The organism is Lysobacter enzymogenes (assembly GCF_900106525.1).
GTDB lineage: Bacteria > Pseudomonadota > Gammaproteobacteria > Xanthomonadales > Xanthomonadaceae > Lysobacter > Lysobacter enzymogenes.
Map to the genome: position 1 here is coordinate 561778 of NZ_FNOG01000005.1, position 23964 is coordinate 585741.

12 protein-coding genes are annotated in these 23964 nt (G+C 69.1%); all 12 read right to left on the reverse strand.

Going from position 1 to position 23964, the window contains the following annotated elements:
- Positions 1 to 277 precede the first annotated feature (277 nt).
- Positions 278 to 1406, reverse strand: a protein-coding gene (gene prfB, locus BLU84_RS15265) for a peptide chain release factor 2 (RefSeq protein ID WP_096378748.1) whose coding sequence is annotated in 2 segments (ribosomal slippage) — positions 278 to 1330 and positions 1332 to 1406 — 1128 coding nt in all. Because the reading frame shifts where the segments join, the coding sequence is not laid out codon by codon here.
- Positions 1407 to 1680: 274 nt separating this feature from the next.
- Entirely contained in the window at positions 1681 to 4629 is a 2949-nt protein-coding gene (locus BLU84_RS15270) for a VIT domain-containing protein (protein WP_233431151.1), read from the reverse strand.
- A 257-nt stretch (positions 4630 to 4886) separates the two neighbouring features.
- Positions 4887 to 7532: a beta-mannosidase gene (locus tag BLU84_RS15275; RefSeq protein WP_083382634.1), complete on the reverse strand. Its 2646-nt coding sequence runs from the start codon at positions 7530 to 7532 to the stop codon at positions 4887 to 4889.
- 330 nt (positions 7533 to 7862) lie between these two features.
- On the reverse strand, positions 7863 to 10730 hold the full coding sequence (locus BLU84_RS15280) for a TonB-dependent receptor plug domain-containing protein (RefSeq protein WP_083382636.1): 2868 nt from the start codon (positions 10728 to 10730) through the stop codon (positions 7863 to 7865).
- A gap of 189 nt (positions 10731 to 10919) precedes the next feature.
- On the reverse strand, positions 10920 to 13316 hold the full coding sequence (locus BLU84_RS15285) for a family 20 glycosylhydrolase (protein ID WP_074868850.1): 2397 nt from the start codon (positions 13314 to 13316) through the stop codon (positions 10920 to 10922).
- Positions 13317 to 13432: 116 nt separating this feature from the next.
- Positions 13433 to 15910 (reverse strand): GH92 family glycosyl hydrolase, encoded by a 2478-nt coding sequence (locus tag BLU84_RS15290; protein WP_074868855.1) that lies wholly within the window; start codon positions 15908 to 15910, stop codon positions 13433 to 13435.
- A 66-nt stretch (positions 15911 to 15976) separates the two neighbouring features.
- Positions 15977 to 18892 (reverse strand): TonB-dependent receptor plug domain-containing protein, encoded by a 2916-nt coding sequence (locus BLU84_RS15295; RefSeq protein WP_074868858.1) that lies wholly within the window; start codon positions 18890 to 18892, stop codon positions 15977 to 15979.
- Between the two features lie 565 nt (positions 18893 to 19457).
- Positions 19458 to 19817: a hypothetical protein gene (locus BLU84_RS15300; RefSeq protein ID WP_139175025.1), complete on the reverse strand. Its 360-nt coding sequence runs from the start codon at positions 19815 to 19817 to the stop codon at positions 19458 to 19460.
- Positions 19774 to 20487, reverse strand: coding sequence for a copper homeostasis protein CutC (locus BLU84_RS15305; protein ID WP_233431152.1), 714 nt, complete (start codon positions 20485 to 20487; stop codon positions 19774 to 19776). Before BLU84_RS15305 ends, BLU84_RS15300 begins: the two co-directional genes overlap by 44 nt.
- 102 nt (positions 20488 to 20589) lie before the next feature.
- Positions 20590 to 21636, reverse strand: coding sequence for a glycosylasparaginase (locus BLU84_RS15310; RefSeq protein ID WP_074868866.1), 1047 nt, complete (start codon positions 21634 to 21636; stop codon positions 20590 to 20592).
- Positions 21637 to 21928: 292 nt separating this feature from the next.
- Complete coding sequence (locus tag BLU84_RS27530) at positions 21929 to 23626, reverse strand: HNH endonuclease (RefSeq protein WP_211664550.1); 1698 nt, start codon at positions 23624 to 23626, stop codon at positions 21929 to 21931.
- A gap of 45 nt (positions 23627 to 23671) precedes the next feature.
- The gene (locus BLU84_RS15320; RefSeq protein ID WP_139175026.1) at positions 23672 to 23950 is read right to left on the reverse strand and encodes a hypothetical protein; all 279 of its coding nucleotides are present in this window, start codon (positions 23948 to 23950) and stop codon (positions 23672 to 23674) included.
- Positions 23951 to 23964: the final 14 nt, after the last annotated feature.

A 23964-nucleotide genomic window follows, 5' to 3' on the forward strand; every position in this document is an offset into this window, starting at 1 on the left:
GGCAGATTACTTAAGTCCGGCGACGCTTGCGCGAAGGGGCGGCGTTGGGCGGTCTGGCCGGGGATGGACGCGGATATCGCCGACGGCAGGATCGTCGCGATGGAGCCCTGGGTTCCCGCTTTCGCGGGAACGACGGCGGCAGGCAGACGAACAATGCGCGGGCAGCGCAACGGCCGGAGCGGACGCGGGAAGCCGGAGGACGCAGCGGGCCGCAGGCGCGCGGCGGCGCCCACGACCGGGCCGGAAGGCGGCGTCGGGCCGCCCCCGGCCGCGCGGCTCAGACCGCGTCGGTGCGTTTGGCGCCGACCTCGAGGCCGGCTTTGAGGCTGGCCTCGACGAACTCGTCGAGATCGCCGTCGAGCACCTTCTGGGTGTCGCTGCGCTCGATGCCGGTGCGCAGATCCTTGATCCGGCTCTGGTCGAGCACGTAGTTGCGGATCTGGCTGCCCCAGCCGATGTCGGACTTGGTCGCCTCGACCGCATCGCGCTCGGCGTTGCGCTTCTGGATTTCCAGCTCGTACAACTTCGCCGCCAGCATCTTCATCGCGCGGTCGCGGTTGGCGTGCTGGCTGCGCTCGGTCTGGCAGGCCACCACGATCCCGCTGGGGACGTGGGTGATGCGCACCGCCGATTCGGTCTTGTTGACGTGCTGGCCGCCGGCGCCCGAGGAGCGGTAGACGTCGGTCTTCAGGTCCGCCGGGTTGATCTCGATATCGATCTTGTCGTCGACTTCCGGCGACACGAACACCGAGGTGAAGCTGGTGTGGCGGCGGTTGTCGGAGTCGAACGGCGACTTGCGCACCAGGCGGTGCACGCCGGTTTCGGTCTTGAGCCAACCGTAGGCGAAATCGCCTTCCACGCGGAAGGTGGCCGACTTGATGCCGGCGACGTCGCCGCCGCTGACTTCCATCAGCTCGGCCTTCCAGCCGCGCGATTCGGCCCAGCGCAGGTACATGCGCAGCAGGATTTCCGCCCAGTCCTGGGCCTCGGTGCCGCCGGCGCCGGCCTGGATGTCGACGAACGCCGAGGCGCTGTCCATCTGGCCGGAGAACATGCGCCGGAACTCGAGCTTCTCGACTTCCTTGCCGTAGCGGTCGACGTCGTCGACCACGGCCTGCGCGGTGGACTCGTCGTCCTCCATCTCGGCCAGCTCCAGCAGCTCCAGGCCGCCGAGCAGGCCCTCGGTGAGGGTGCGGATGCCGTTGACGACCTTTTCCAGCGCGGCGCGCTCGCGGCCGAGGTTCTGCGCCCGTTCGGCGTCGTTCCAGACGTCGGGGCTTTCCAGCTCGCGGTTTACTTCTTCCAGACGCTCGACTTTGGCGTCGTAGTCAAAGATACCCCCTGAGCGAATCCAGCCGGCCCTTGAGGTCGGCGATTCGCTGGCGGACGGGATTGAGTTCGATCATGTCCGGGTGTGTGGTTGTGCGGATGAACCGGCGATTCTAGCAGGTCGCCGGCGGCTCCGGCCGCCGCCCCCTGTAGGAGCGGCGCGAGCCGCGACCGCGCCGCCGCCCGAAGCGACGCGACCGGCCGCAGCCCGCGCCGCGCCGGGCGTTGCGGACCGCGCAGGCGTAGCCTTCGCGGGCGGATCGGACCTCGCAGGTCCGACGCGGCGGGCGGTGGCGCAGTCGCGGCTTGCGCCGCTCCTACAAAGGGCCACCGCCGCCGCCTCGGAGCGGGTCACTTCACCTCGAACTCGCCCACCAGCACGGTTTCCCTGGCGTTCTTGAGCCGCAGGGTGACCTTGCGGTCGACCTGCCCCGCCCCACCGAAACCGGTGCTCAACCACAGCTGCAACGTGGTCGCGCCGGTCACCAGTTGCTGGCGGTCGCCGAAGAAGTTGGCCTCGACCTTGTACTTGCCCGGCTTGGGCGTGCGCAACGAGAACTCCTCCGGGCCGTAGCCGCCGGTGAAGTCGTCGGTGATGCGGCCGCCCTGATAGGTCAGCTTGTGGCCGTAGTAGCACTTCTCGCCGTTGGGGTCGGTCACCCACAGGTCCATGTCGGAGTTGTCGCTGTCCCAGCTCAGCACCGCGCGCAGGCCCAGCGGCAGGTTGCGACGCAGGCGCGGGTCGACCCGGCTCAGGTCGGTCTGGCCCGGGTGCGCGGCGGCGATCGCGTTGAGCTCGGCCAGGGCGATTTCCTCGATCCCGGGGAAACGCGCGTCCCAGTCGCGCTGGGCGACTTCGTACAGATGGTCGACCGCGCGCTGGTACTGGCCGGCGGCGGCGTAGGCCAGGCCGAGGTCGCGGAAGCTCTGCGGCTCCTCCTCTGCCAGGCTCAGCACGCGCTCGAACACCGGCAGCGCCAGCGCCGGCTCGTTGGCCTGCAGCAGGCGGTAGCCGAGCACGCGCAGGATGTGGCGGTTCTCCAGGTCCAGCTCGGCCAGGTTCGACAGCACCCGCAGCGCCAGCGCGTGCTGGCCCTTTTCTTCCAGCACGTCGGCCACGTCGAGGTAGAACGCGGTGCTGGCGGCGTGCGAGTCGCGCTCGTCCAGGTACAGGCGATAGACCAGCTCGGCCGGCGCGGCGCGCAGGCGGCGGGCGTAGGGCGAATCGGGCTGCCAGGGTTGCAGGGCGATGGTGGCGCGGCGGGCGCCTGCGCCGCCGTCGCTCTCGGCTTCGCTCTTGTCCATGCGGCTGCCGGTCACCACGATCGACTCCAGCGCCAGAGCCTGCGCCTCCGCAACGGGAGCGGGAGCCGGCGGCGGCGCCATCGCCGCGACCGGCGCTACGCCGGCCGCATCGGCGACGTCGCTTGCGTAGCGCTCGCTCTGCGCGCGCCGACGCGCCAGCTCGTTGCCGGCGATGGCGCCGGCCGGCTTCGGCGGCGGCGGCAACGCGCTCTTGGGCCAGTCGCGCTGCCACCATTCGATCCGCCGCGCGTACAGCCCGGCGACGCGGTCCAGACTCGCCTTGCGGGTGCTGTCGCGCTCGCCGGCCTGCACCGCCTTGAGCCGCAGGAACTCGTCCTGGCCGTCGGGCGGCGCAATGTCGTAGCGCACGTAGTCGGCGAGGCTGTCGAGCACGATCAGCGAGGTTTCGCCGGTGACCACGCCGAAACGCTGGCCCAGGCGGGCGATGGCGGCGCGGTTGAGCTCGGGCTCGGCCTCCAGCGCGGCGATCGACCAGTTCGCCCACAACCGCGCCGGGAACGCGCTGGGCGCCGAGTCGGCGTCGACCGCGACGCGCTCTGTGCGCACGATGTCGCCATCGCGCAGATGCACGGTCAGCTCGGCGCGGCCGTCGCGCAGGCGGCCGGCGATGCGCAGCATGCCGTCCTGGGCGAACGACGCGGCGGCGATCACCTGATCGGCGCCGAGCGCGTCGATGCCGGTCAGGCTCGGGCCCTGCTCGAGCAGTTCGGCGGCAGCGCGGTCGAGCTCGCCGGCGCGCTGCCAGCTCACCAGCCGCCCGCCCGCGCCCTGCGCCAGCGCGCTCAGGCGCACGGCGTCGGCGTTCGCGCCGGCCGAATTGAGCGCGTACAGGCGCTGCTGCGCGCCGAGCTTGGGGAAGCCCTCGGCGCCGAAGTTGAATAGGCCGTCGCCGACCAGCAAGTACTCGCCGATATCGGCGCGTGGCGTCCAGCCGCCGGCGGCGCTGGCGCCGTCGTAGACCGTGCTGTCCAGTTCGCGCCGCAACGCCGACCAGTCGCCGTTCGCGACCCGGAACGCGCGCGGCGCCTCGGCGCGGTCGCGCAGCCGGATCAGGCTCACCTCGACGTTGCCGGCGCGACGGAAATAGCGATCGAGCAAGGCCAGCTCGCTGGCGTGGTCGCGCTTGCGCCCGGACGCCGAGCTGTCCCACAACAGGCCGACCGCCGCCGGCAGCGGACGCGGCGCGCTGACACCGGGCAACGGCACTTCGGCGAGGAAATAGCGCTCGCCGGCGTAGTCCTGGACGTAGGTGCGCGGCTTGGCCGCGGCCGGCACGCTCAGCGCCAAGGCGCCGCCGGCCGGCGCGCGCGCCAGGCTCAGGCGATAGCCGCCCTTGGCCTTGTCGATGCGCGCATCGCCGCTGAGCCCTTCGGCCTGCGGCTGCTCGGCGCTGCGCAGTTGCAAGTCGAAGCGGCCGGCGTCGGCGGCGAAGGCCAGCGGCAGTTCGAAGCGCCAGCGGCCGCCATCGCGACGCAGCGCTTCGCGCAGTTCCAGCCGCACCCGGCGCGTGCCCTGGGCCGGGATCGGATAGATGCGCAGCTTGAATTGGTTGCCGGCGGTGCGCTCCAGCAGCGCCGGGTCGACGCCGCGCCGCTCGATCTGCTCGAACACCGCGCGGCCCTTGTCCTTGGGCACCGGCACCGCCGGGCGCAGCTTGCCGTCGATGTCGAGGGCGAAGCCGTCGATCTGCTGGCCGTCGCGCAGCGGGAACTGCAGCTCGCCTTCGAGTGCGCGGTGGTTGGGGTTGCGGAACACCAGTTCGATCGCGGTGTGGGCCAGGCCGCCGCTGAGTTCGGCGTCGATCTGCGCCGATTCCAGGCGGATCGGCGTTTCCGCGCCGCGCACGAGCAGCAGCGGCGGTGCCGGCGGCGGCGCGGTCACATCGCCGCGGACGTGGGGTTGGCCGATCGCGGCCAGGCCGGTGGGCAGGGCCAGCAGCAGGCCGGCGAGCGTGGCGGGGAGACGGGAAGTCACCGGGTTGCGTCTTTGTAGTGGGCGATGCAGCTGTCAACGCGCGAGCCGGCGCGGTGGGGTCAGCGGTCCTGCCGCGCAGCATCTACGAGGCCGCGGCGCAAGGCAAACCCTGGCGCTGCGGCGTCGTCGACTGCATTGGGATCGCAAGCGCGGCGCGAACGGCGCCGGCGCAGGGCCGCCGGGTTGCGGCGGCCGCAAGCGCGCGGTATCGCCCCGCGCGCAGCGGCGGCGCGATCGCGCCGCCGCCTTCGCCCGCCTCAGCGGCGGTACAAGGAGCGCAGGTTCAAGCCGGCCTGCAGGCTGGCCAGGTCGGCCGCCGACTTCAACGCGATCTCGACCGTCTCGCCCGGCAGCAGAGTCAGCGCGTTGTCGGCCAGCTCGACGTCGTGGTCGCCGAAGTCGATCCACACCGCGCGCGCCAGGGTCTTGGCGCGCAGCTTGAGCACGTAGCCCGCGCCGTCGCGGCGCAGGGTCGCCTGCAGCTTCGGGTCTTGCCACGCCAGCGTCTTGGATTCGCCGAAATACACCACGTTGCGCGACACCGCGCGGCCGTCGACGAACAGCTCGAACACCGCCGCGGTGCGCGAAGGGTCGGCGCCGCGCAGCAGTTCGGCGTCGCTCCAATGGCCGGCGCGGGTCGCGCTCAGCGGCGCCAGCACCGCCTTCTCTCGCTGCTCGTGGCGCACGCGCCCAGCGAAGTCGATCACCCGCAGCCGCCACTCGCCCTGCACCGCTTGCTGGCGGTCGGAGATCAAGGTCAGCTCGGTCTCGCGCTTGCCCGGCCGGCGCAGCGGCGCGACCGCCAGTTCGGCGAAGAAACGCTTGGCGTGGAAGTGCAGCGGTTTCCAGCGGCCGAAGTAGTCCAGGCTCGACCACGACGCGCCCGGCCAGACATCGTTCAACTGCCAGTACAGCGAGCCCATCGTGCGCGGGCGCGAGGCGCGGTGGTGCAGCGCGGCCAGTTCGATGCCCTCGGCCTGGACCTGCTGGCTCAGATACACGAAGTCGGCGAAATCGCGCGGCTCGCCGTATTCGCCGCGCACGTACTTGAGCAGGCGGCTGTTGCCGTCGCCGGCGAGGAACTTCTGGTGCGCGCGGATCACCGGCGCGTCGATGCCCTGCTCCTCGGGTTTGGCGAACGCGCCGATGGTGCGCAGCGACGGCCAACCCTGCAGGCCGTACTCGGACATGAAGCGCGGGGTTTCGTCGAGATAAGCCGTAGCCGGCAGCGCCGGGCCGCCCCACACGTCCCAGTAGTGCTTGTCGCCGTTGTTGGAATCGTTGGCCTTCTCGGCCAGGTCGTTGCTCGGCGAGCTCGACCAGTACGGCACGCCCGCGCCTTCCTGCGCAACCACTTCGCGCAAGTCCTTGCCGAACAGCGCGACGTAGCCGTTCCAGACTTGTTCGGCGAACTTCGGATCGGCTTCCTTGAGCTTCTTGCCGTGGCCCCAGTCCTTCCAGGCGGTCTCTTCCTCGTTGTTGCCGCACCACAGCACGATGCTGGGGTGGTTGCGCAGCCGGCGCACGTTGTCGCGGGCCTCGGCGACGACGTTGGCGCGGAACTTGGGATCGAACGCCGGCGGCATGCCGCCGCCGAACATGAAGTCCTGCCACACCATCAGCCCGAGTTCGTCGGCGATCTCGAAGAACTCGTCGGACTCGTAATAGCCGCCGCCCCAGTTGCGCAGCATGTTCATGTTGGCGTCGCGCGCGGACTGCAGGTCGCGGCGCAGGCGCTCGCGGGTCACCCGCGCCGGGAACGCGTCGAAGGGAATCGCGTTGGCGCCCTTGGCGAAGATCTCGATGCCGTTGACGACGAAGGCGAAGCCCTGCCCGCTCGCGTCGCGTTCGCGCTTGATCTCGACCCGGCGCAGGCCGGTGCGGCGCTGGGCCTGCGCCTGCACACCCTCGGCGTCGCTGAGCGTGGCCTTGAAGGTATACAGCGCCTGCTCGCCGTAGCCGACCGGATACCACAGCCGCGGGCGTTCGATCGCCAGCGGCACCGCCACGGTGTTGCGCCCGGCGCGCAGCCGCGCCGGCTGGCGCAGCGTCGCCGGCGCGCCGTCGGGGCCGCGGTATTCGATATCGACCGTAGCCACGCCGGCGGTAGCGCTTTCGATCTCCACCTGCACCTCGCCTTCGGCGCGCTCGCGGCTCACCGCGCGCGGCTGCACGTGCAGGTCGGCGATGCGCAGACGGTCCCAGCTTTCCAGGCGCACACCGCGCCAGATCCCGGCGGTGACGTAGCGCGGGCCCCAGTCCCAGCCGTAGTGATAGCCGGGCTTGCGCGCGAAGTTGCCGGTCATCGCGTCCTTGGGCTCGTCGCCATACGGCGAGGGGTAGTTGCCGGCGATCTTGTTCGGCATCGCCAACACCCGCGGCAGCAGCTTGCGGATCGGCGACTGGAACACCACCCGCAGTTCGTTGCCGCGCGCGCGCAGGCGCCCGTCGACCGGCACGCGCCAGGTGCGGAAGGAATTGTCGGCGCGCAGCAGCTCGCGGCCGTTGAGGGTGACGGTGGCGAAGGTATCCAGGCCGTCGAACACCAGCTCGTTGCGCGCGCGCTTGAGCGTGGCGGCATCGACATCGAAGCTGGTGCGGTATTCCCAGCCGGCCAGGCCGATCCATTGCAGCTGCGCTTCGCGCGCGCCGACATAGGGATCGGCGATCAGGCCCGCGGCGAGCAGGTCGGTGTGGACGTGGCCGGGCACCTGCGCGCCGCGCCATTGGGTGGCGTCGCGATGCGCAGCGGCTTCGGGATCGTCGGGCAGCAGGCGGAACTGCCAGCCCTGGTGCAGTTCGACGCGGTCCAGCGGCGCGGCCTGAACGGCGGCGACGCACAGCAGCAACGCGAGGGCGGCGAGCATCCGCCAGGAGGACGAGGGCCGTGCGGTCTGGGGCATGGGATCACCTGGGTCGTCGGTTCGGAGCGCGCGCCGCGACGGCGGCCGCGCTGCGGCGTCGGCGCGATATCCGCGCGACAACCGCGATAGTCGGATGCGGCGCCGGAAAAAGACGGGAGCGCGCTTCCCGCGCTCCCGTTCCGAGTTCCGGACAAGACCTCGCGGCACGCATTCCGAGGGTGGCCGCGAGGGTGTACACCGCCTTGCCCGGGAGGTCCGCCGCCGCACCGATGCGCATCACTGGAGGAGATGCGCGCCGGCCCGGCCGCGGGGTGCTGCCGTCCGCGCGGGCCCGGGCGGCCCGCGCGTCCGATTCGATGCGACGAACGCTCAGTCGAACTTGTAAACGAATTCGGCCGAGATTTCACGACCCACGCGCTGGAACACCCGCTCGTTGGCGTAGGCGAAGAACTTCTTGTACGGGTCCTTGTAGTCGGCTTCGTCGAACAGGTTGTCCACGTACAGGTTGACCCGCGCCTGCTCGGTCAGCTGATAGCCGGCGGTCAGGTTGAAATACACCGGCGCCTTGAGCTTGCCGACCATGCGGCAGGTGGTGTCGGTCTGGCCCGGCAGGATCGGCGCGCACTCGTTGTAGTTGTCGCCGTTGACGTGGCCGATGCGGTTGGCGAACAAGGTCGCGTTCCACGGGCCGCGGCTCCAGCTGGCGCTGGCGCGGGCGAAGGTGCGCACTTCCTTGTCGCGGTTCTCCTGCATCGGCGAACCCGGGTCGCGCTGCTCGTTGTTCTTGAGCTGGTTGGTGTAGTTGAACTGGAAGCTGAAATCGCCGAAGCGGGTCGCCGGGATCTTGTAGCGCGCGGTGAAGTCGACGCCGGCCACTTCGCGGTAGGCGATGTTGATCGGGCCGCTGAACACCGACACCACCTGGCCGAGCGGATAGTTCGGATCGGCCACGCCGAAGGAGTTGGTGCCCGGCGCGCTGCGGGTCACGCGCGAGACGATGTCCGAACAGGTCGACGAGCCCGGGGTGACCTGCATGCGGTCGCTGGCGCGGCGCGGGCGGCCGTTGCGGCACTGGCTCTCGAGGTCGAGGATGTCGGCGATGTCGAAATCGCGGACCTGGTTGTCGATGGTCATGCGCCAGTAGTCGGCGCTGAACGACAGGTTTTCGGCCGCGTCCCACACCAGGCCGGCGCTCCACGACTTGCCGGTCTCGCTTTCCAGCTTGAGGTTGCCGGTGCGGGCGATGTTGTGACGGTAGTACAGCGCCTGCGAGCTGCAATCCGGGCCGAGGCCGCGGTTGATGCAGGTCGCCACGTCGGAGTCTTCCTGAGTGCCGGTGCCGCTGGTGGCGAACAGGTAATGCATGTCCGGCGCGCGGAAGGTGGTGTTGTAGGCGCCGCGCACCAGCAGGCTTTCGATCGGCCGCCACTCGATGCCGGCGTTCCAGGTGAAGTTGCTTTCCTTGCGCGCATCGTCGTCGTAGCGGTCGAAACGGCCGGCGCCGGTCACGTCCAGGGTCTTGAACACCGGCACCTTGAATTCCACGCCCACCGCGTAGCGCTTGCGGTCGCCGCCGCCCTGGTTGGTGCCGCCGGGCTGGTCGTAGAGCTTGTTGGCGCCGAAGGTCAGCGGATCGGGGGTGAGGCGATAGCCCTGCGAACCGGCTTCGATCACGCCGGCGAAGCCGACCGGGCCGGCCGGCAGGTCGAACAGGTCGCCGTTGACCGAGAACTGGGCCTGGTTCATCCACGACTCGGCGCTGCTCTTGCCGCGCGTGGTGAGCTGGCGGAAGGTCTCCGGCGTCATCGGATTCCAGAACTTGTTCTGGTCCAGCGCGTACACCGGCAAGCCGTTGTTGGTGCCCAGCTGCGGGCCGAGGAAATAGCTGTCGACCGCGCTCTGCAGCATGCCCGGGAAGCTGAAGTCGACCTTGTACTCGGTGCGGCCGACCGTGGCGTCCCAGTTGAAGCGCTCGCCGAAGCGGCCGCGCAGGCCGGCGGCCAGATCCCAGGAACGCTCCTTGGTCTCGAACAGGAACGGATCGCGGCTGCCCGCTTCCGGCACGGTGAAGGCGCGGCGCGCCTGGTAGGTGCGGCCGGTGTTCTGGTCGTAGAACGCGCCGCCGCGGTTGAGCTCGAAGCGCAGCGCTTCGTCCTGGCGCGATTCGCCGGTGCTGTCCCAGACCGAGGCGCTGACCCAGGCCTGCATGCCGTTGTCGAAGTCGTAGCTGAAGTTGCCGAAGCCGGAGCGGTTGTCCGAGCCGTTGCGCAGGCTCCACAGCGAGTTGCCGCGCGATTGCGAGCAGCTGTAGCCGGGGAACTCGGGCGCGTTGCCGTCGTTGCCGAGGAAGTTGTGCAGCGGCAGGTCCTGGAAGCGGTCGCAGGCGCCGGCCGGCGGAGTGACCCGGCGCTTGGACGCGGTGTCGATCAGCTCCACGCCCCACACCCACGGCCACGGATCGTTGACCAGCGGCTTGACCGTCGCCGCCGGTTCCAGATCGGAGGCGAGGAAGCCGCGCTGGCCGGCGAAGATGGTTTCGCGGCCGCTGAACTGCACGCCGTAGGTCGCGCTCCACTTGTCGCCGGTGCGCCCGCCGGTCCACGACAGGTCGTAGGAATCGCCGCCGCCGCGGGTGGTGGTGCCGCCCTTGATGCGCACCTCATCGCCATTGAAGTTCTTCTTCATGATGATGTTGATGACGCCGGCCATCGCGTCGGAGCCGTAGATCGCCGAACCGCCGCTGGCGAGCACTTCGATGCGCTCCACCGCCGACATCGGGATGTTGTTGAAGTTGGCGAAGTTTCCGCGGCCTTCATACGGCAGCGGGTAATCGGCGACGCGGCGGCCGTCGATCAGCAGCAAGGTGCGGCCGGGGCCGAGGTTGCGCAGGTTCAGCGGGCTGGCGTTGGGCGTGGGGCCTTTGTTGACGTCGGCCTGGACGGAGCCGGTGACTTCGGTCAGCGAGCTCAGCGCCTCGTACACGTTGGCGAAGCCTTCGCGCTTGATCTGCTCGGTGGTGATCACCGTCACCGGCGCCGGGCCTTCGAGCTCGGCGCGCTTGATGCGCGAACCGGTCACGGTGATCTTGTCCACCGTCTTGGCCTCGCCGGTCGGCGCGGCGTCCTGCGCCTGCGCCGCCAGCGGCAGATACAACGCGGCGAGCAGCGCCGCGCAGAGCGCATCGCGGCGCGCGTGGTGGCCTCGGCGTTGCGGCGTGCGGTCGTTTTGCTGAGTCATTGGCTACCCCTCCCAATCGCGGCCGGATCGACGGCCCAGGTTTATGTTTTTGTGATGTGCGCGGCCGGTGCGGCCGGCGCTGCGCGGCGGTGTTGCGTGGTGCTGCTGTGCGGCTAATTTGGATCGATCTAAATCAACGGCAAAAAAAATCCCTGCGACTTCGTCCGCGGGCGCCCGCGCGCGCGGCGTTCAATGCTTCACCTCGGCGGCGTCCAGCGCCTTCCAATCCTGGTTCGGCGCGGCCATGCGCAGGCTCAGGCTCATCCCGCCCTCGCGCTGGTACCAGTCCAGGCGCAGGCGGTGCCAGCCGGCGCGCAGCGGCACTACGGCCTCGATCGTGCGGTCGTAGGTGTCGTTGCCGATCGCCAACGCGCCGTCGATGTACAGCGCCGAGCGGTCGTCGCCTTGCAGCGCGAAGCGGTACGCGCCGTCGGCCGGCGCGCGCACATAGCCGTCGAAGCGCACGCCGAAACGGCTGCGGCGGCCGAAGCGGGCCAGGTCGAGCGAATCGGCCACGCCCTGCGCCGCCGGCGTCTGCGCGCCGGCGAACTGGTCGAGGTTGGCGAACAGGCCTTCGTACACGCGATATTCCCATCCGGCGGAGGTGGGCTGCGGCGCGTCGCTCGCCGGCAGGTAACTGCGATAACGCAGCGTGGCGGCCTGCACCCCACTACGGCGGCCGTCGGCGAGCACGGTGACGGTGCGCAGTTGCACCGGCTTGTCCAGTTCCAGGACGACTTCGATCGGCGCGGTGTAAACCTGCGCGCCCTCGCCCGGGTCGCTGCCGTCGAGGGTGTAGCGGATCGTCGCGCCGGGCACGGCCGGGCTCAGCGTCACCGTGTGGCGGTGCTGGTGCGCCTGGCCCTGTTGCACGATCAGCGCGTCTTCCAGGCCCCGCGGCGCGGGAATGCGATAGCCGACCGCGTCGCGGTCGAGCCGCGCGAACTGCCCGCCCAGGCGGCGCTGGAAGTCCGGCCAGGCGCGTTGCGCCTGCGGCGTCCACGCCACTTCGGCCAGCGCGAGCAGGCGCGGGAACGTCATGTACTCGACCATCGCCGCGGTCTTGAGGTGTTCGGTCCAGACGTTGCCCTGCACGCCCAGCACATGCCGCGCCTGCGCCGCGCTCAGCGCCGCCGGCACCGGGTCGTAGGCGTAGACCTTGTCCAGGCTCAGCTCGCCGCCGAGGTTCCACTGCTCCTGCGCGGCCGGACCCTGGCCGTAGTCGAAGTAACAGCACTGGGTCGGGGTCATGATCACGTCGTGGCCTTGCTGCGCGGCGGCGATGCCGCCGGCCTCGCCGCGCCAGGACATCACCGTCGCATCCGGCGCCAGCCCGCCTTCGAGGATCTCGTCCCAGCCGATGATGCGCTTGCCGCGCGTGTGCAGGAACTTCTCCATGCGGCGGATGAAATAACTCTGCAGCTCGTGTTCGTCCTTCAGCCCTTCGCGGCGCATCACCGCCTGCGCTTCGGCGCTGGCCTTCCAGCGCGTCTTCGGCGCTTCGTCGCCGCCGATGTGCAGGTAGGGCGCGGGGAAGATCGCCACCACCTCGTCGAGCACGTTCTGCAGGAACTCGAAGGTCGCTTCCTTCGGGCAGAAGATGTCGTCGTACACGCCCCAGTTGGTGCCGACCTCGAACGGGCCCGGCGTGCACGCCAGTTCCGGGTACGCGGCCAGCGCGGCCAGGGCGTGGCCCGGCATTTCGATTTCGGGGATCACGGTGATGTGGCGGGCGCGCGCATAGGCGACGATCTCGCGCGCCTGCTCCTGGGTGTAGAAGCCGCCATAGGGCTTGCCGTCGCCGACATAGGGATCGATGTTGCGGCCGACCACGGTTTCCTTGCGCTGCGCACCCACGCCGGTCAGTTTCGGATAGCGCTTGATTTCCAGGCGCCAGCCTTGGTCGTCGGTGAGGTGCCAGTGGAAGGTGTTGAGCTTGTAGCGCGCCATCTGGTCGAGGTAGCGCTTGATGAAATCCAGCGGGAACAGGTGTCGGCCGACGTCGAGATGCATGCCGCGATAGGCAAAGCGCGGCGCGTCGTCGATGGTGGTCGCGCCGACCCGCAGCGGCGGCGCCGTGCGTGCGGCCGGCAGCAGCTGGCGCAAGGTCTGGTAGCCGTAGAACAGCCCGGCCGGCGGCCCGGCGAGGCGGATGCCGCGCGCGGTCACTTCCAGCCGGTAGCGCTCGTTCGCACCGGCGTCGGCCTTGGTCACGGCGGGCTCGGCGACGAACTGCACGTAGCGCGAGGGTTCGTCCTCGCCCTTGCCGTGCTTGGGCGCGCCGCTGCGCAGCGTCAGGGTCAGGCCTTGCTGGGCGGCGAGCTCATCGCGCAGCAACTGGGCGACGGCGCGGGCTTCGGCGTTGTTGGCGTAGATCGTGGTGGTGGCGTCGAGCGCGAACGCGCCCTCGCCCGGCTGCACGCGTGCGGGCAGCGGGACGAGTTCGGGCGTGGTTGCGGCGTTGCGCGATGCGGCGCTTTCTTCGGCGGCGTTCGCGGCCGGGCCGAGGCCGACGGCCGCGCCGACCAGGCCGAACAACGCCAGCGGCAGGCGCGCGCGGGTCAGTTTCGCCAGGGTGCGTTTCATCGCGCGGTCTCCGGCAACGGCGGTGCGGCGGTGTCGCGGTGAAGCCCTGGATCCCCGCTTTCGCGGGGAGGACGGTTGGGGGCAACGTCGAGGGTCCAGGGCTTCATCGGCTCATCTCACTTCGGCGACGCGCAGGCCGAGACCGGCAGGGCGGCGGCCTGCGTGCCCCACCCGCCCGTGGCCGGCTGCTGGCCGAGGTCGAAGCGCAGCGTTCCGCCGGCGCGCAGCGCGCTCCAGTCCAGCCACACCTTGTCCTGCGGCTTGCCGTCGAAGCTCGCGCCTTGCACGTACTGCACGCCGCGGCCGTCCGCGCCCGGCGCTTCGATGCGCAGGGTCTTGCCGTTGCCCAAGTCCATCTCGACTTTCTCGAAGCGCGGCGCGTGCAGCAGCAGTTCGCCGGTGCCCGGCACCGCCGGGTACAGGCCGATCGCGCTGAACAGATACCAGGCCGACATCGTGCCCAGGTCGTCGTTGCCGGTGACGCCGTTGGGCGCGTTGGTGAACAGCGTCTGCGCCGCGCGCAGCACGGTCGCGGTCTTCCACGGCTGGCCGATCAGCGTGTACATCCACGGGCTGTGCAGATCGGGTTCGTTGTTGGGGTTGTAGCGGTACTGGTTGTAGTAGCTGTACGGCCCGACCACCCACTGCTTGCGCGCCGCCCCGTTCGGGTCGGCCAGCAGCGCGTCGTAGGCGAAGAACGCGTCCAGACGTTTGCCGGCCTGCTCGGCGCCGCCCATCGCCGCGACCACGCCGGGCACGTCCTGCTGGGTCAGCCACTGGTACTGCCACGCAGTGCCCTCGTGGAAGCCGTGGTGCGAGCGCGGGCTGTAGCTGCCGTCGGTCTCGGAGTAGAACGCGCCGCCGTCCACGCGCGGACGCGGGAAGCCGCGGAAACCCAGCTCCGGATCGGCCGCGTCCTTGTCCCAGACCTTCGTCCAGTTGCGGCCGCGCTCGCGCAAGGTCGCCGCATCGTCGTTTTTGCCCAGCGCCTGCGCCATCTGCGACAGCGCGCAATCGCCGAGCGCGTACTCGAGCGTGGACGAACCGCCGTGATGCGGATCCACGTCCATGCTCTTGGCCGGGAACGCGCGGTCGTACTGGACGAAACCGTCCTTGAGGTAGCTCGGATTGCCGGCGCGGCCCTGGCTGCGCACCAGCGCCGGCGGCACGCCGTACGCGTTTTCGCGCAGCGCGGCGTAGGCCTGCTGCTCGCGGCCGTCGAGCGCGCCGAAGCGCCACAGGTCGACCATGAAGGGCGTGACCGGATCGCCGGTCATGACGTTGCTGTCGTAGTTGGCATAGCCCCAGCGCGGCAGCCAGCCGTTTTGCTCGTGGATCTTCAGCAGCGACTGGCCGATGTCGCGCGCGCGCTGCGGCCGCAGCATCGCCAGCAACTGGTTCTGCGAGCGGTAGGTGTCCCACAGCGAGAAATACTCGTAGTAAGTCCAGCCGTCGGCCTTGTGGATCTGGGTGTCGTAACCGCGGTAGCGGCCGTCGCTGTCGCTGCCGGTCAAGGGCTGCAGCAGCGAGTGATAGAGCGCGGTATAGAACACGGTGCGGTCGTCGCCGCTGCCGCCGCTGACCCGCACCGAACTAAGTTCCTTGCGCCAGGCCTCCTGCGACTGCTTGCGCATCGCATCGAATGCCAACGGCTTGCCGCCGCGCGCGCCCTCGTCGCGCAGGTTGCGGCGCGCGCCTTCGATGTCGACGTGCGAGATCGCGCTGACCGCGGTCACCGCGCGATTCTTCGAGGTGTCGAAAGTGAACCAGGCGCCGTGCGGACGGGTGTCGCCCTGCATGCTCGACTGGCCGCCCGGATGGCCGCCGGTTTCGTCCCAGGTGCCGTGGCTGGCGAAAGGACGGTCGAATTCCATGCGGAACCAGGTGGTGTATTGCTGGCCGCCGCAGAAGCTCTTGGTGGTGATGCGGCCTTCGACCACGCGGTCGCCGACCACCTCGACGGTGCTGCCGACGACCAGATGGCGTTCGTTGGCCTGCCCGGTGTTGACCAGGATCGTGCCTTGCGCGGCGCCGGCTGGGAAGGTGTAGCGCTCGGCCGCCGCGCGCGTCAGCGCGGTGGCTTCGGCCTCGATCGGGCCGGCCGCCTCGCCGGTCAAACGCACCTTGTAGTAACCGGCCTGGCCGACTTCGCCGTCGTGGCTGTAGGCCGAGCCGTAGGCCTTGTGGTCGAAGGACTTGGGTTCCTTGGTGTCGAAACGCTTGCCCGGGCCGATCTCGCCGGTGGTCGGCAGCACCGACAGCTGCCCGCCCTGCTCCCAGCAGCCGGCGCCGGAAATGAAGGAGTGGCCGAAGCCGCGGATCTTGGGATCGTCGTAGCGCCACCCGCTGTAGTGCTCGCCGATCGGGCTGACCTGGATCAGGCCGAACGGCGCCGAGGCGCCCGGGAACGTGTTGCCGTCGTCCTTGCTGCCGATGAAGGTGTTGACCTCGCGCACCGGGTCGTTCGACGCCGGCGCCGCGGCCGCGGCCGCGCCGGCCGCCAGGGTCAGGCACACCGCCGCGGCCAGGGGCCGCAGCGCCGCTGCCGCCGTGAATGCCGAATTGCGCGTGTGCCGAACCGGTGTGCGAGCCATCGTGGGTCTATCCCTCGTAGTAGTGGTGAAGCCGCGGCGGCGGGCGCGCCGCCGCGGCCGTTTGGCTTACTTCAGATCCAGCACGTACTCCACCGCGATCTCGCGCCCGACCGGGCTGAAGATGCGGTCGGCGATGAAGGCGAAATCGCGCTTGTACGGATCCTTGTCTTCGTTGACCTCGTCGAACAGATTGCTGACGTAGACGTTGACCCGGGCGTTGTCGGTGATGCGGTAGCCGGCGCTGACGTTCCAGGTGATCGCCGGACCCACGCGGCCCCAGTACTTCTCGGTCTTCTGGCCGAAGGTCGGGCTGGCCGGATCGGTGTCCACGCAGTTGTCCGAGCTGGGCGCATAGCCGTCGGCGAAGCCGCGGCAGCCGCGGAAACGCACGCTCGGCACGCTGCCGACGCGGTCGGCGTAGACGGTCGCGGTCCAGCGCTCCTTCTGCCAGTTCACGCTGCCGCGGAACTTGCTGCGCGGCTCGTCGGTGCGCTTGTCCTGCATCTGCTCGCTGCTGTCGGTGCGGGTCTCGAGCTTGAGCAGGTTGGTGTAGTTCAAGCCGAGGCTGAAATCGCCCCAGCGCGCGGTGCTGAAGCGGTACTTCAGCGAGGCATCCACGCCCTGCACGTTGCGCGCGGCGCGGTTGATCGGGCCGGTGCGGATGTCGGTGACCGGGCCGAGCAAGGGGCCGGCGCCGTCCGGATCGGGCCCGCGGGTGACCCGGCCGATCTGCAGGCGGCAACGGTCGGCGCTGGGCGCGCCGATGCGCGGCTCGCCGGTCGGGGTCTTGCCGGTCAGGCAGTAGGCCTCGTCGAGCAGCACGTCGTTGGCGCCGATGTCGTCGATCTCGTCTTCCAGCTCGATCCGCCAGTAGTCGGTCGACACCGACAGGCCCTCGGCGATGTCCCAGACGAAGCCGGCGGTCCACGACTTGCCGGTTTCGTACTTCAAGTCCGGCGTGCCTTCGCGGGCGATGTTGGCGTCCTCGACCTTGAAGCCGGCTTCCCAGGTGCAGTTGCCCTGCTGCCCGGCGCGCAGGCAGCCCAGGTAATCGGTCTGGTCGGCCACCGAGGTGCTCGGGGTCGCGTAGACGAAGTGCATGTCCGGCGCGCGGAAGCTGGTGGCGTAGGTGCCGCGCAGCAGCAGGTTGGAGAACGGACGCCACTCCAGGCCGGCGTTGTAGGTGGTGGCGGCGTCGCCCGACACCGCGTCGTACTTGTCGTAGCGCCCGGCGATGGATGCCGTCAGGGTGCGGTGCAGCGGGATCTTGAACTCGACGCCGGCGGCGTAGTGGTTGCGCGAGCCCGAGCCGCGGTCGAGGTTGGCGGTCTGGTCGTACAGCGGGTTGTCGCCGAGCGTGTTCGGATCCGGCGCCAGGCTGTAGCCCTGCTTGGCCGCTTCCAGCTGGCCGGCGAAGCCGATCGGGCCGGCCCAGCCTTCGAACAGATCGCCGCTGACGATGAAGTTGGCCGAGGTCAGCCACGATTCGGCGCGGTTCTTGCCGCGGGTGCTGATCGAAGCGTAATCCTGCGGCGAGATCGGGTTCCAGAAGCGGTTCTGGTCGAGCCGGTCGCGGTTCGGGCCGAGGAAGAAGCGGTCGGCCTGCGCGCGCAGGATCGCCGGGAATTTCTCGTCCACGCGGTACTCGGCGCGGCCGATGCTGAAGTCCCAGTCGAAGCGCGAGCCGAACTTGCCGCTCAGGCCGACCGCGACATCCCACGACAGCTCGTCGGAATGGGTGTAGCCGCTTTCGGCGCCGCCGATTTCCTGCGGGGTGAAGCTCTTGACCAGGTCGAGATCGGCGTTGAGGCCGACGTCGCGATAGGTGCCGTTGGAATTCCAGCCCGGCATGAAGGTCATGTTGCTGCCGCGCGAGGACCACACGCCGACGCTGGCCCAGCCCTTCATGCCGTTGTCGAAGTCGTAGTTGCCGTACACATAGCCGGAGCGGTCTTCGCTGCCGTTGCGCAGGGTCCAGTGCTGGAACACCGCGCTCTGCCCGCACTGCCAGCCGGTGTCGGCGATCGCGCCGGTGTTGCGGTTGAAGGTGCGGCGGTTCTGCAGGAAGAACTCGCCGTTGTACTGATCGCAGGCGCCGGCCGGCGGGCGCATGCGCTGGCCGGTGCCGGCGTTGAACATGCGGATGCCGACCGAGGGCAGGATGCCGACGGCGCGGTCCTGCGGATTGAGCGACAGCGGCGGCGCGTCGAAGTCCGAATCCATGAATTCGCGCTCGCCGGCCGGCAGCGCCTCGCGCTTGAAGTACTGCAGCGCGTAGGTGACGCTCCAGTTGTCGCCGCTGCGCCCGCCGGCCCAGGACAGGTCGATGGCGTCGCGGCCACCGCGGGTGGAGGTGCCGCCGCGGACCTTGATCTGGTCGCCCTGGTATTCCTTCTTCAAGATCACGTTGATCACGCCGGCGACCGCGTCGGAGCCGTAGATCGCCGAGGCGCCGCTGGCGAGCACTTCGATGCGCTCGACGATCGCGGTGGGAATGTTGTTGTAGTTGGCGAAGTTGCTCTTGCCCTGGTACGGCAGCGGGTAATCGACCACGCGCCGGCCGTTGATCAGCAGCAGGCTGCGGCCCGGGCCCATGTTGCGCAGGTTGAGCGGGCTGGCGTTGACGGTGTGCTGGCCCCAGGCGATGTCGGATTCGACCGTGCCCATCGCTTCGGTCAGCGTGGTCAGCGCGTCGTAGACGGTGTTGAAGCCTTCCTTCTCGATCTGCGCGGCGGTGATGGTGAACACCGGCGCCGGGCCTTCGATCTCGGCGCGCTTGATGCGCGAGCCGGTCACGGTGACCTTGTCGATCTCGGTGGGCTTGCGGCCGGCGGCGGCCGGTTCGGCGGGCGCGTCGGCCGCAGGTTCGGCGGCGGCGCCGTCGGGCGCCTGCGCGGCCTGCGCCTGCGCGGCCAACGGCGCGCACAGGGCCGAAAGCAAGGCGCAGGTCAGGGCGCTGCGTCTGAGGGTGGACTGATTCATCGTGGCGGTGCTCCCCATGGAAGTGGACTGCAATGAAAACGACCCGTCCCTGGTCCGGAATCTCGCTGTCGCGTTTTTCTATCGATCTAAGGTCACGCGCCGGGCCACCCCCGAGGACACCTCGAAAGAACCTCCCGGCCTCTCCAATCCCCACATTGGATCGATCTAAATTAAGCACCACCTCGCCGCAGGTTGCATGACGCGGCGCAGCAACATGGCTGTGTTACGCCGCCCGCGGACGGGGCCGGCGGACTGTGCCGAAGCTAAGTGTTTGTTTTGCCGAGGCTGGCTTGGCGGGGATGGGCGGACGGCCGGAGCCGCGGGCGGCGCCCGGGACCGCTGACTTGCGGTGCTGCACCGCGAGGCGATTTTCGGCGGCAACGTCCCCTGCCCCCGCCTGCGGCCCGACCTTCGCCTCGGCGGGCCGTAACCCTTGCGACCACGGGCGTACCCGCGACCGCCGTCGGCCGCTTTACGCCCGCCGGCACGCGGCCGGGGCGTCGGCTGCGCGGACGCGGGTCGCGACGCGCCCGCCCCCGGGCCGGGCCCGCGCCGAACTGCCGATTCAGAACGCCGCCGCCTCGCCGTCGTCGTCGAGGAAACGCGCGCCGCCGAGCAATTGCGGCAACGCGCGCAGATCCGCGCGCACCGCTGCGCTCAATGGGGTCATGCAGGCCAGGCGGACGCAGTCGTCGCCGAACACCAGTTGCGCCTCGTCCCAGCCTTCGGCCGGGCCGGCGGGATCGCGCAGCCAAAGCTCGCGTTCGCCGACGCGGCGGCAGACGCTCGGTAAGCCCGCAGCCGCTTCGATCAACTGCGCGCGGCGGCGCCGATAAGCCGCCGGATCGTCGGGCAGCGCGTCGTACTCGCAGCCCATGCGCTCAGCCGCGCAGCGCCGCCGCCAGCGCGCGCACCCGCTGCGCATCGCTCTGGCTCCAGTCCGGCGACAGCCCGGCCAGGGCTTCGTTGCGGTAACGCATGGCCGAACGCCGCGGGCCCTTGGCCGAGGCGTGCAGCTCGCGCACGCCGGTGCGCCGCGCCAGTTCGGCGATGTTGTCGACCGTGACGCCGGCGCCGGCCATCAGCGCGATGCGTCCGGCCGCCTGCTCGACCAGGCTCGCGATGCGCGCGGCGCCCGTGTAGGCATCGGCGGCGCCGCCGGAAGTGAGGATGCGTTCGCAACCCAGCGCGACCGCCGCTTCCAGCGCCCGGCTCTGATCGCGCGCGGCGTCGAAGGCGCGGTGGAAGGTGACGCCGAGCGCGCCGGCCGCGGCGATCTGCTCGCGGCATACCGCCGCATCGACCTCGCCGTCGGCATCGAGCGCGCCGATCACCACGCCATCGCAGCCCAGCCGCACGCAGGCCTCGATGTCGGCGAGCATCGCCGCGCGTTCGGCCGCATCGAACAGGAAATCGCCGCCGCGCGGGCGGATCAGCACATACAGCGGAATGCGCAGCCGGTCGCGCGCCACCGCCAGCACGCCGTAGGACGGCGTGGTGCCGCCTTCGGCGAGGTTGTCGCACAGCTCCACGCGGTCGGCGCCGCCGTCCTGCGCGGCCAGTGCGGAGGTCAAAGAGCCGGCAGAAATTTCCAATAACGGTTTATCGATCGCGTTCAAGGACTTTGCCTCAATTCCGTCCGACCCAACCTAACGCCCATACGCGAAATCGCCGCGAAAGCACGCACGACAGCCGCCTCAAGTCTGCTCGGTCGCATACACCGACCGCGCATCCAGCAACGCATCGCGCTTGCCCGCATCGCACACCGCATAGACGAAGCCGCGATGCAGCGCGTGCGCGCCGACCTCGCCGTGCTTGTTGATCGCCAGGAAACACACCTGCAAGGTCTTGCTCGCCTGCGGACGCTTGCGCACCACCCGATCGATCGCCTCGCGGCAGGCCTCGTCCGGGCTGCGGCCCTGGCGCATCAGCTCCACCACCAGGAAGCTGGCGGCGTTGCGCAGCATCTCCTCGCCCACGCCCGAGGCGGTGGCCGCGCCGACTTCGTTGTCGACATACAGGCCGGCGCCGATGATCGGGCTATCGCCGACCCGGCCGTGCAGCTTCCAGGCCATGCCGCTGGTGGTGCAGGCGCCGGCGAGCTTGCCGGCGCGATCGATGGCGAGGATGCCGAGAGTGTCGTGGTTGTGCTTGTCGCCCGGCTTGGCGTTGTCCAGGCGTTCGGCGTTGATGACCGGCTGGTACTTCGAGGTCTTGCGCCATTCGTTCCAGGCCGCGCGCGCCTTGTCGGTCAGCAGCGGCTCTTTCGGGAAACCTTGTTCGATCGCGAACTGCTGCGCGCCGGCGCCGACCAGCAACACGTGCGGCGTGCGCTCCATCACCCGCCGCGCGACGCTGACCGGATGGGCGATGTCTTCCAGCGCGGCGACCGCGCCGCAGCGGCCGTCGCCGTCCATGAGGCTGGCGTCCAGGGTCAGCACGCCGTCGCGGTCGGGATTGCCGCAGCGGCCGACCGTGGCGTTGCACAGGTCGGCCTCGGCCCAGCGCGCGCCGGCCTCGACCGCGTCCAGCGCCGCGCCGCCCTCGCCCAGCACTTTCCACGCCGCCTGGTTGGCGCCGACGCCGAAGTCCCAGGTCGAAACCACGCGCGCGCCATCGATGGCTTTCGGCGCCGGCGGCGGCGCGGCCTTGGCATCGGCAGCGGCGAGCGCGGGCAAGGCCGGCAGCGCGGCGGCGCCGGCGGCGAGCAGCGAGCTGTGCAGGAAACGACGGCGTGAGGTCATGAAGAAGTCCAGAAGACGAAGGCTGGGCAGGCTTGGGAGCGTCGCATATGCCAATCGTCCACACGCTAACGGGCGCGGGGTCCCGGTGCAACCGCGCGATCGGTTTCAGAAATTTTTGCACTATTTTTCGGTCTGTTGGCGACCTGCGGAATCTCTCCGCGAAACCCCGCCTTGCGATGCGCTACGGCAGAGCTAGTCCGAGATAACCAAACGAACAACTCGCAGCGGCGACTTCGTCGATATTGGGCTCGTAGCCGGCCGCCCACCGCGCTAACGAAAAACGCGCCCCACTCTACGAGCCGCGTTGCAGCCGCTGCCTTAGCTGCTCCATCGACAACCAAGGGCGGCACGAATGCACAGCTCGATGACAGTTCGCACAAAGAAGCACAAGGTCGTCCAAACGGGTCGTATCGCCCTCGACCAACGTATGAACCGGCTTGGTATGGTGACAGTCGATCACTTGCTCGAGCCCCTCCCCGTATGCCTTAGCGAAATCGAAACCGCAAGCTTCGCAGAAAAGACGCCCATGAGCTTGGAGGAACTTCTTCTTGCGCTGATCGACGAGCTTGCGACTGCGCTCCCGGGTGCGATGCAACCTCGTCAGAAGACGCCCTTCCGGAGCCTCTTCAATGCCGTCCTCATCGCGATCCAGTTCGCCACCCGCTTCTGCAAGCTCCAAAGTCGCTCTGATCGCAGCGACTACTGCCAGCAGCTTTTCGGGATATGCCGAAAACTCGTTCCAAATGGATTCTTCGTCCTTGTTGCCTTTGGAGAGCCCGACTTTCCCATGCTTGATGAATTCGGTGTCGAACCGCCGAAAATTCATCATCTTCATGTAAACGCCGTTTTCATTCCTGAAAGTGTCCCCCTGCGAATTCCCGAGCACTCTTCCTAGGCGGCCGAGGAAAGCGGAGAGATCGGCGACCTCGGGGCTTCGCTTATCCGGCGGTGACGCGCGGTTGCGCAGGTATAGATCCAAAGCCAAAATCAGCTCATCTTTCGCCCACCTAGGTTGCTTATGCGCGGCCTGCTCCTCGTCCTGGGGGACTTCAGGCCAAGCCATGCCGAACGCCCAGGTACGCACGCTTTCGTTGCTGGATGCCATGGCTTCTCGCCATAGCGGATGGATGATGGCTTGCAGCGTCCTTGTGCGCTCCAGGACACGCTGAAAGTCGTCCGCGGTCCATATCCGCTTCCTCGCCGCTACCTGCATTGCAGCTACAGGAAACTCCCAATCGCCGGGATCGTTTTGCCACGCATCATCGAACGGCGCAGCCGCTGCCAGCCCCAGCGGTGGAAGGCCGGACTTGAAGCAAGCAAAATCGATGCGCGACTGAATATTGCCCTGGGAACGTCCGAAGCGCCCCATACCATCCAAGCCAATGGCGTTCGCAAGTTCGGCGTTCGTGAACTCGGGGAGCCGGCCGGCATTCTCCTCCGCCAACTCCTGCAGCCACAACAACATCGCTTCGGTTCTGGATTGCGTAACGCCGGCAATGTCCGCCGGAGCCTGCTCGGATTCGCCCCCCAATCTCAACGTCCTGCGCGCATACCAAAGCGTCCTCTCCGAGAACTCCCCAGGGTGCTGTACGACGATGTTCTCGTAAGAAAGATCTCCTCGACCGGCTTGCGACAACTCGAGAAACCCTTGTGTCGGCTTCGCCTTCTCGACAGAGACCTCTGCAGCGCCGATGAATCCACGCCGTTTGACCTGTTCGAGCGTGCGATTAGCATTGCTCCCGCCACGCCGCTTTAGTGCGACGTACTCAGTAATCGCTTTGAGAATCTTCGCCTCAGCCTCGCTCAACCCCGTTAACTCGAAGCCGGTCGCCGCCTTTACCTCCTCCTGCGCCAATACAAGCGCTCGCCCGTGCAGCGCTCGCCCCATCTCTTCGGTCATGCGCCCGGATGATCTCGCGTTCGACTCGAACTGAGAAACTTGTTTCCAGTCTTTGAGCCTATCGATGGTGCTCGCAATTTTCTCGTCCATACCGTCCCTGAGACGTAAGCGTGGAGGATTTCGACTCTAAGAGGTTTACGTCGGTCCCGACCTACCGCTCAGCGGAAGCCGAAAGTAGCCTTGTTCGGCCGATCTTAAAGCCACGTGCTGGGTGCGGCCCGGCGGCGCCACCGTCGCTACCTGCGCGGTGACCGGCCCGGTGCGGCGGGCCAGGCAGTCGTAGCTTTCGCCGTCGCGCTCGTAGCGCACCCGCACCCAGTCCCAGGTTTCGCGCACCGGGCCGCCGCTGCTGCTGAGTTCCATGCCCAGGCGCGCGGCGGCGCGACGCACCGCCGTGGCGCGGATCGGTGACACGGTAGCCGCCAGAC

Excerpts from the sequence above, each read along its gene's own strand:
- BLU84_RS15275 (WP_083382634.1), bottom strand. The coding sequence starts at position 7,532 with ATGCCCCAGACCGCACGGCCCTCGTCCTCCTGGCGGATGCTCGCCGCC.
- BLU84_RS15280 (WP_083382636.1), bottom strand. The coding sequence starts at position 10,730 with ATGACTCAGCAAAACGACCGCACGCCGCAACGCCGAGGCCACCACGCG.
- BLU84_RS15285 (WP_074868850.1), bottom strand. The coding sequence starts at position 13,316 with ATGAAACGCACCCTGGCGAAACTGACCCGCGCGCGCCTGCCGCTGGCG.
- BLU84_RS15290 (WP_074868855.1), bottom strand. The coding sequence starts at position 15,910 with ATGGCTCGCACACCGGTTCGGCACACGCGCAATTCGGCATTCACGGCG.
- BLU84_RS15295 (WP_074868858.1), bottom strand. The coding sequence starts at position 18,892 with ATGAATCAGTCCACCCTCAGACGCAGCGCCCTGACCTGCGCCTTGCTT.
- BLU84_RS15300 (WP_139175025.1), bottom strand. The coding sequence starts at position 19,817 with ATGCGCAGCGGGTGCGCGCGCTGGCGGCGGCGCTGCGCGGCTGAGCGC.
- BLU84_RS15310 (WP_074868866.1), bottom strand. The coding sequence starts at position 21,636 with ATGACCTCACGCCGTCGTTTCCTGCACAGCTCGCTGCTCGCCGCCGGC.
- BLU84_RS27530 (WP_211664550.1), bottom strand. The coding sequence starts at position 23,626 with ATGGACGAGAAAATTGCGAGCACCATCGATAGGCTCAAAGACTGGAAA.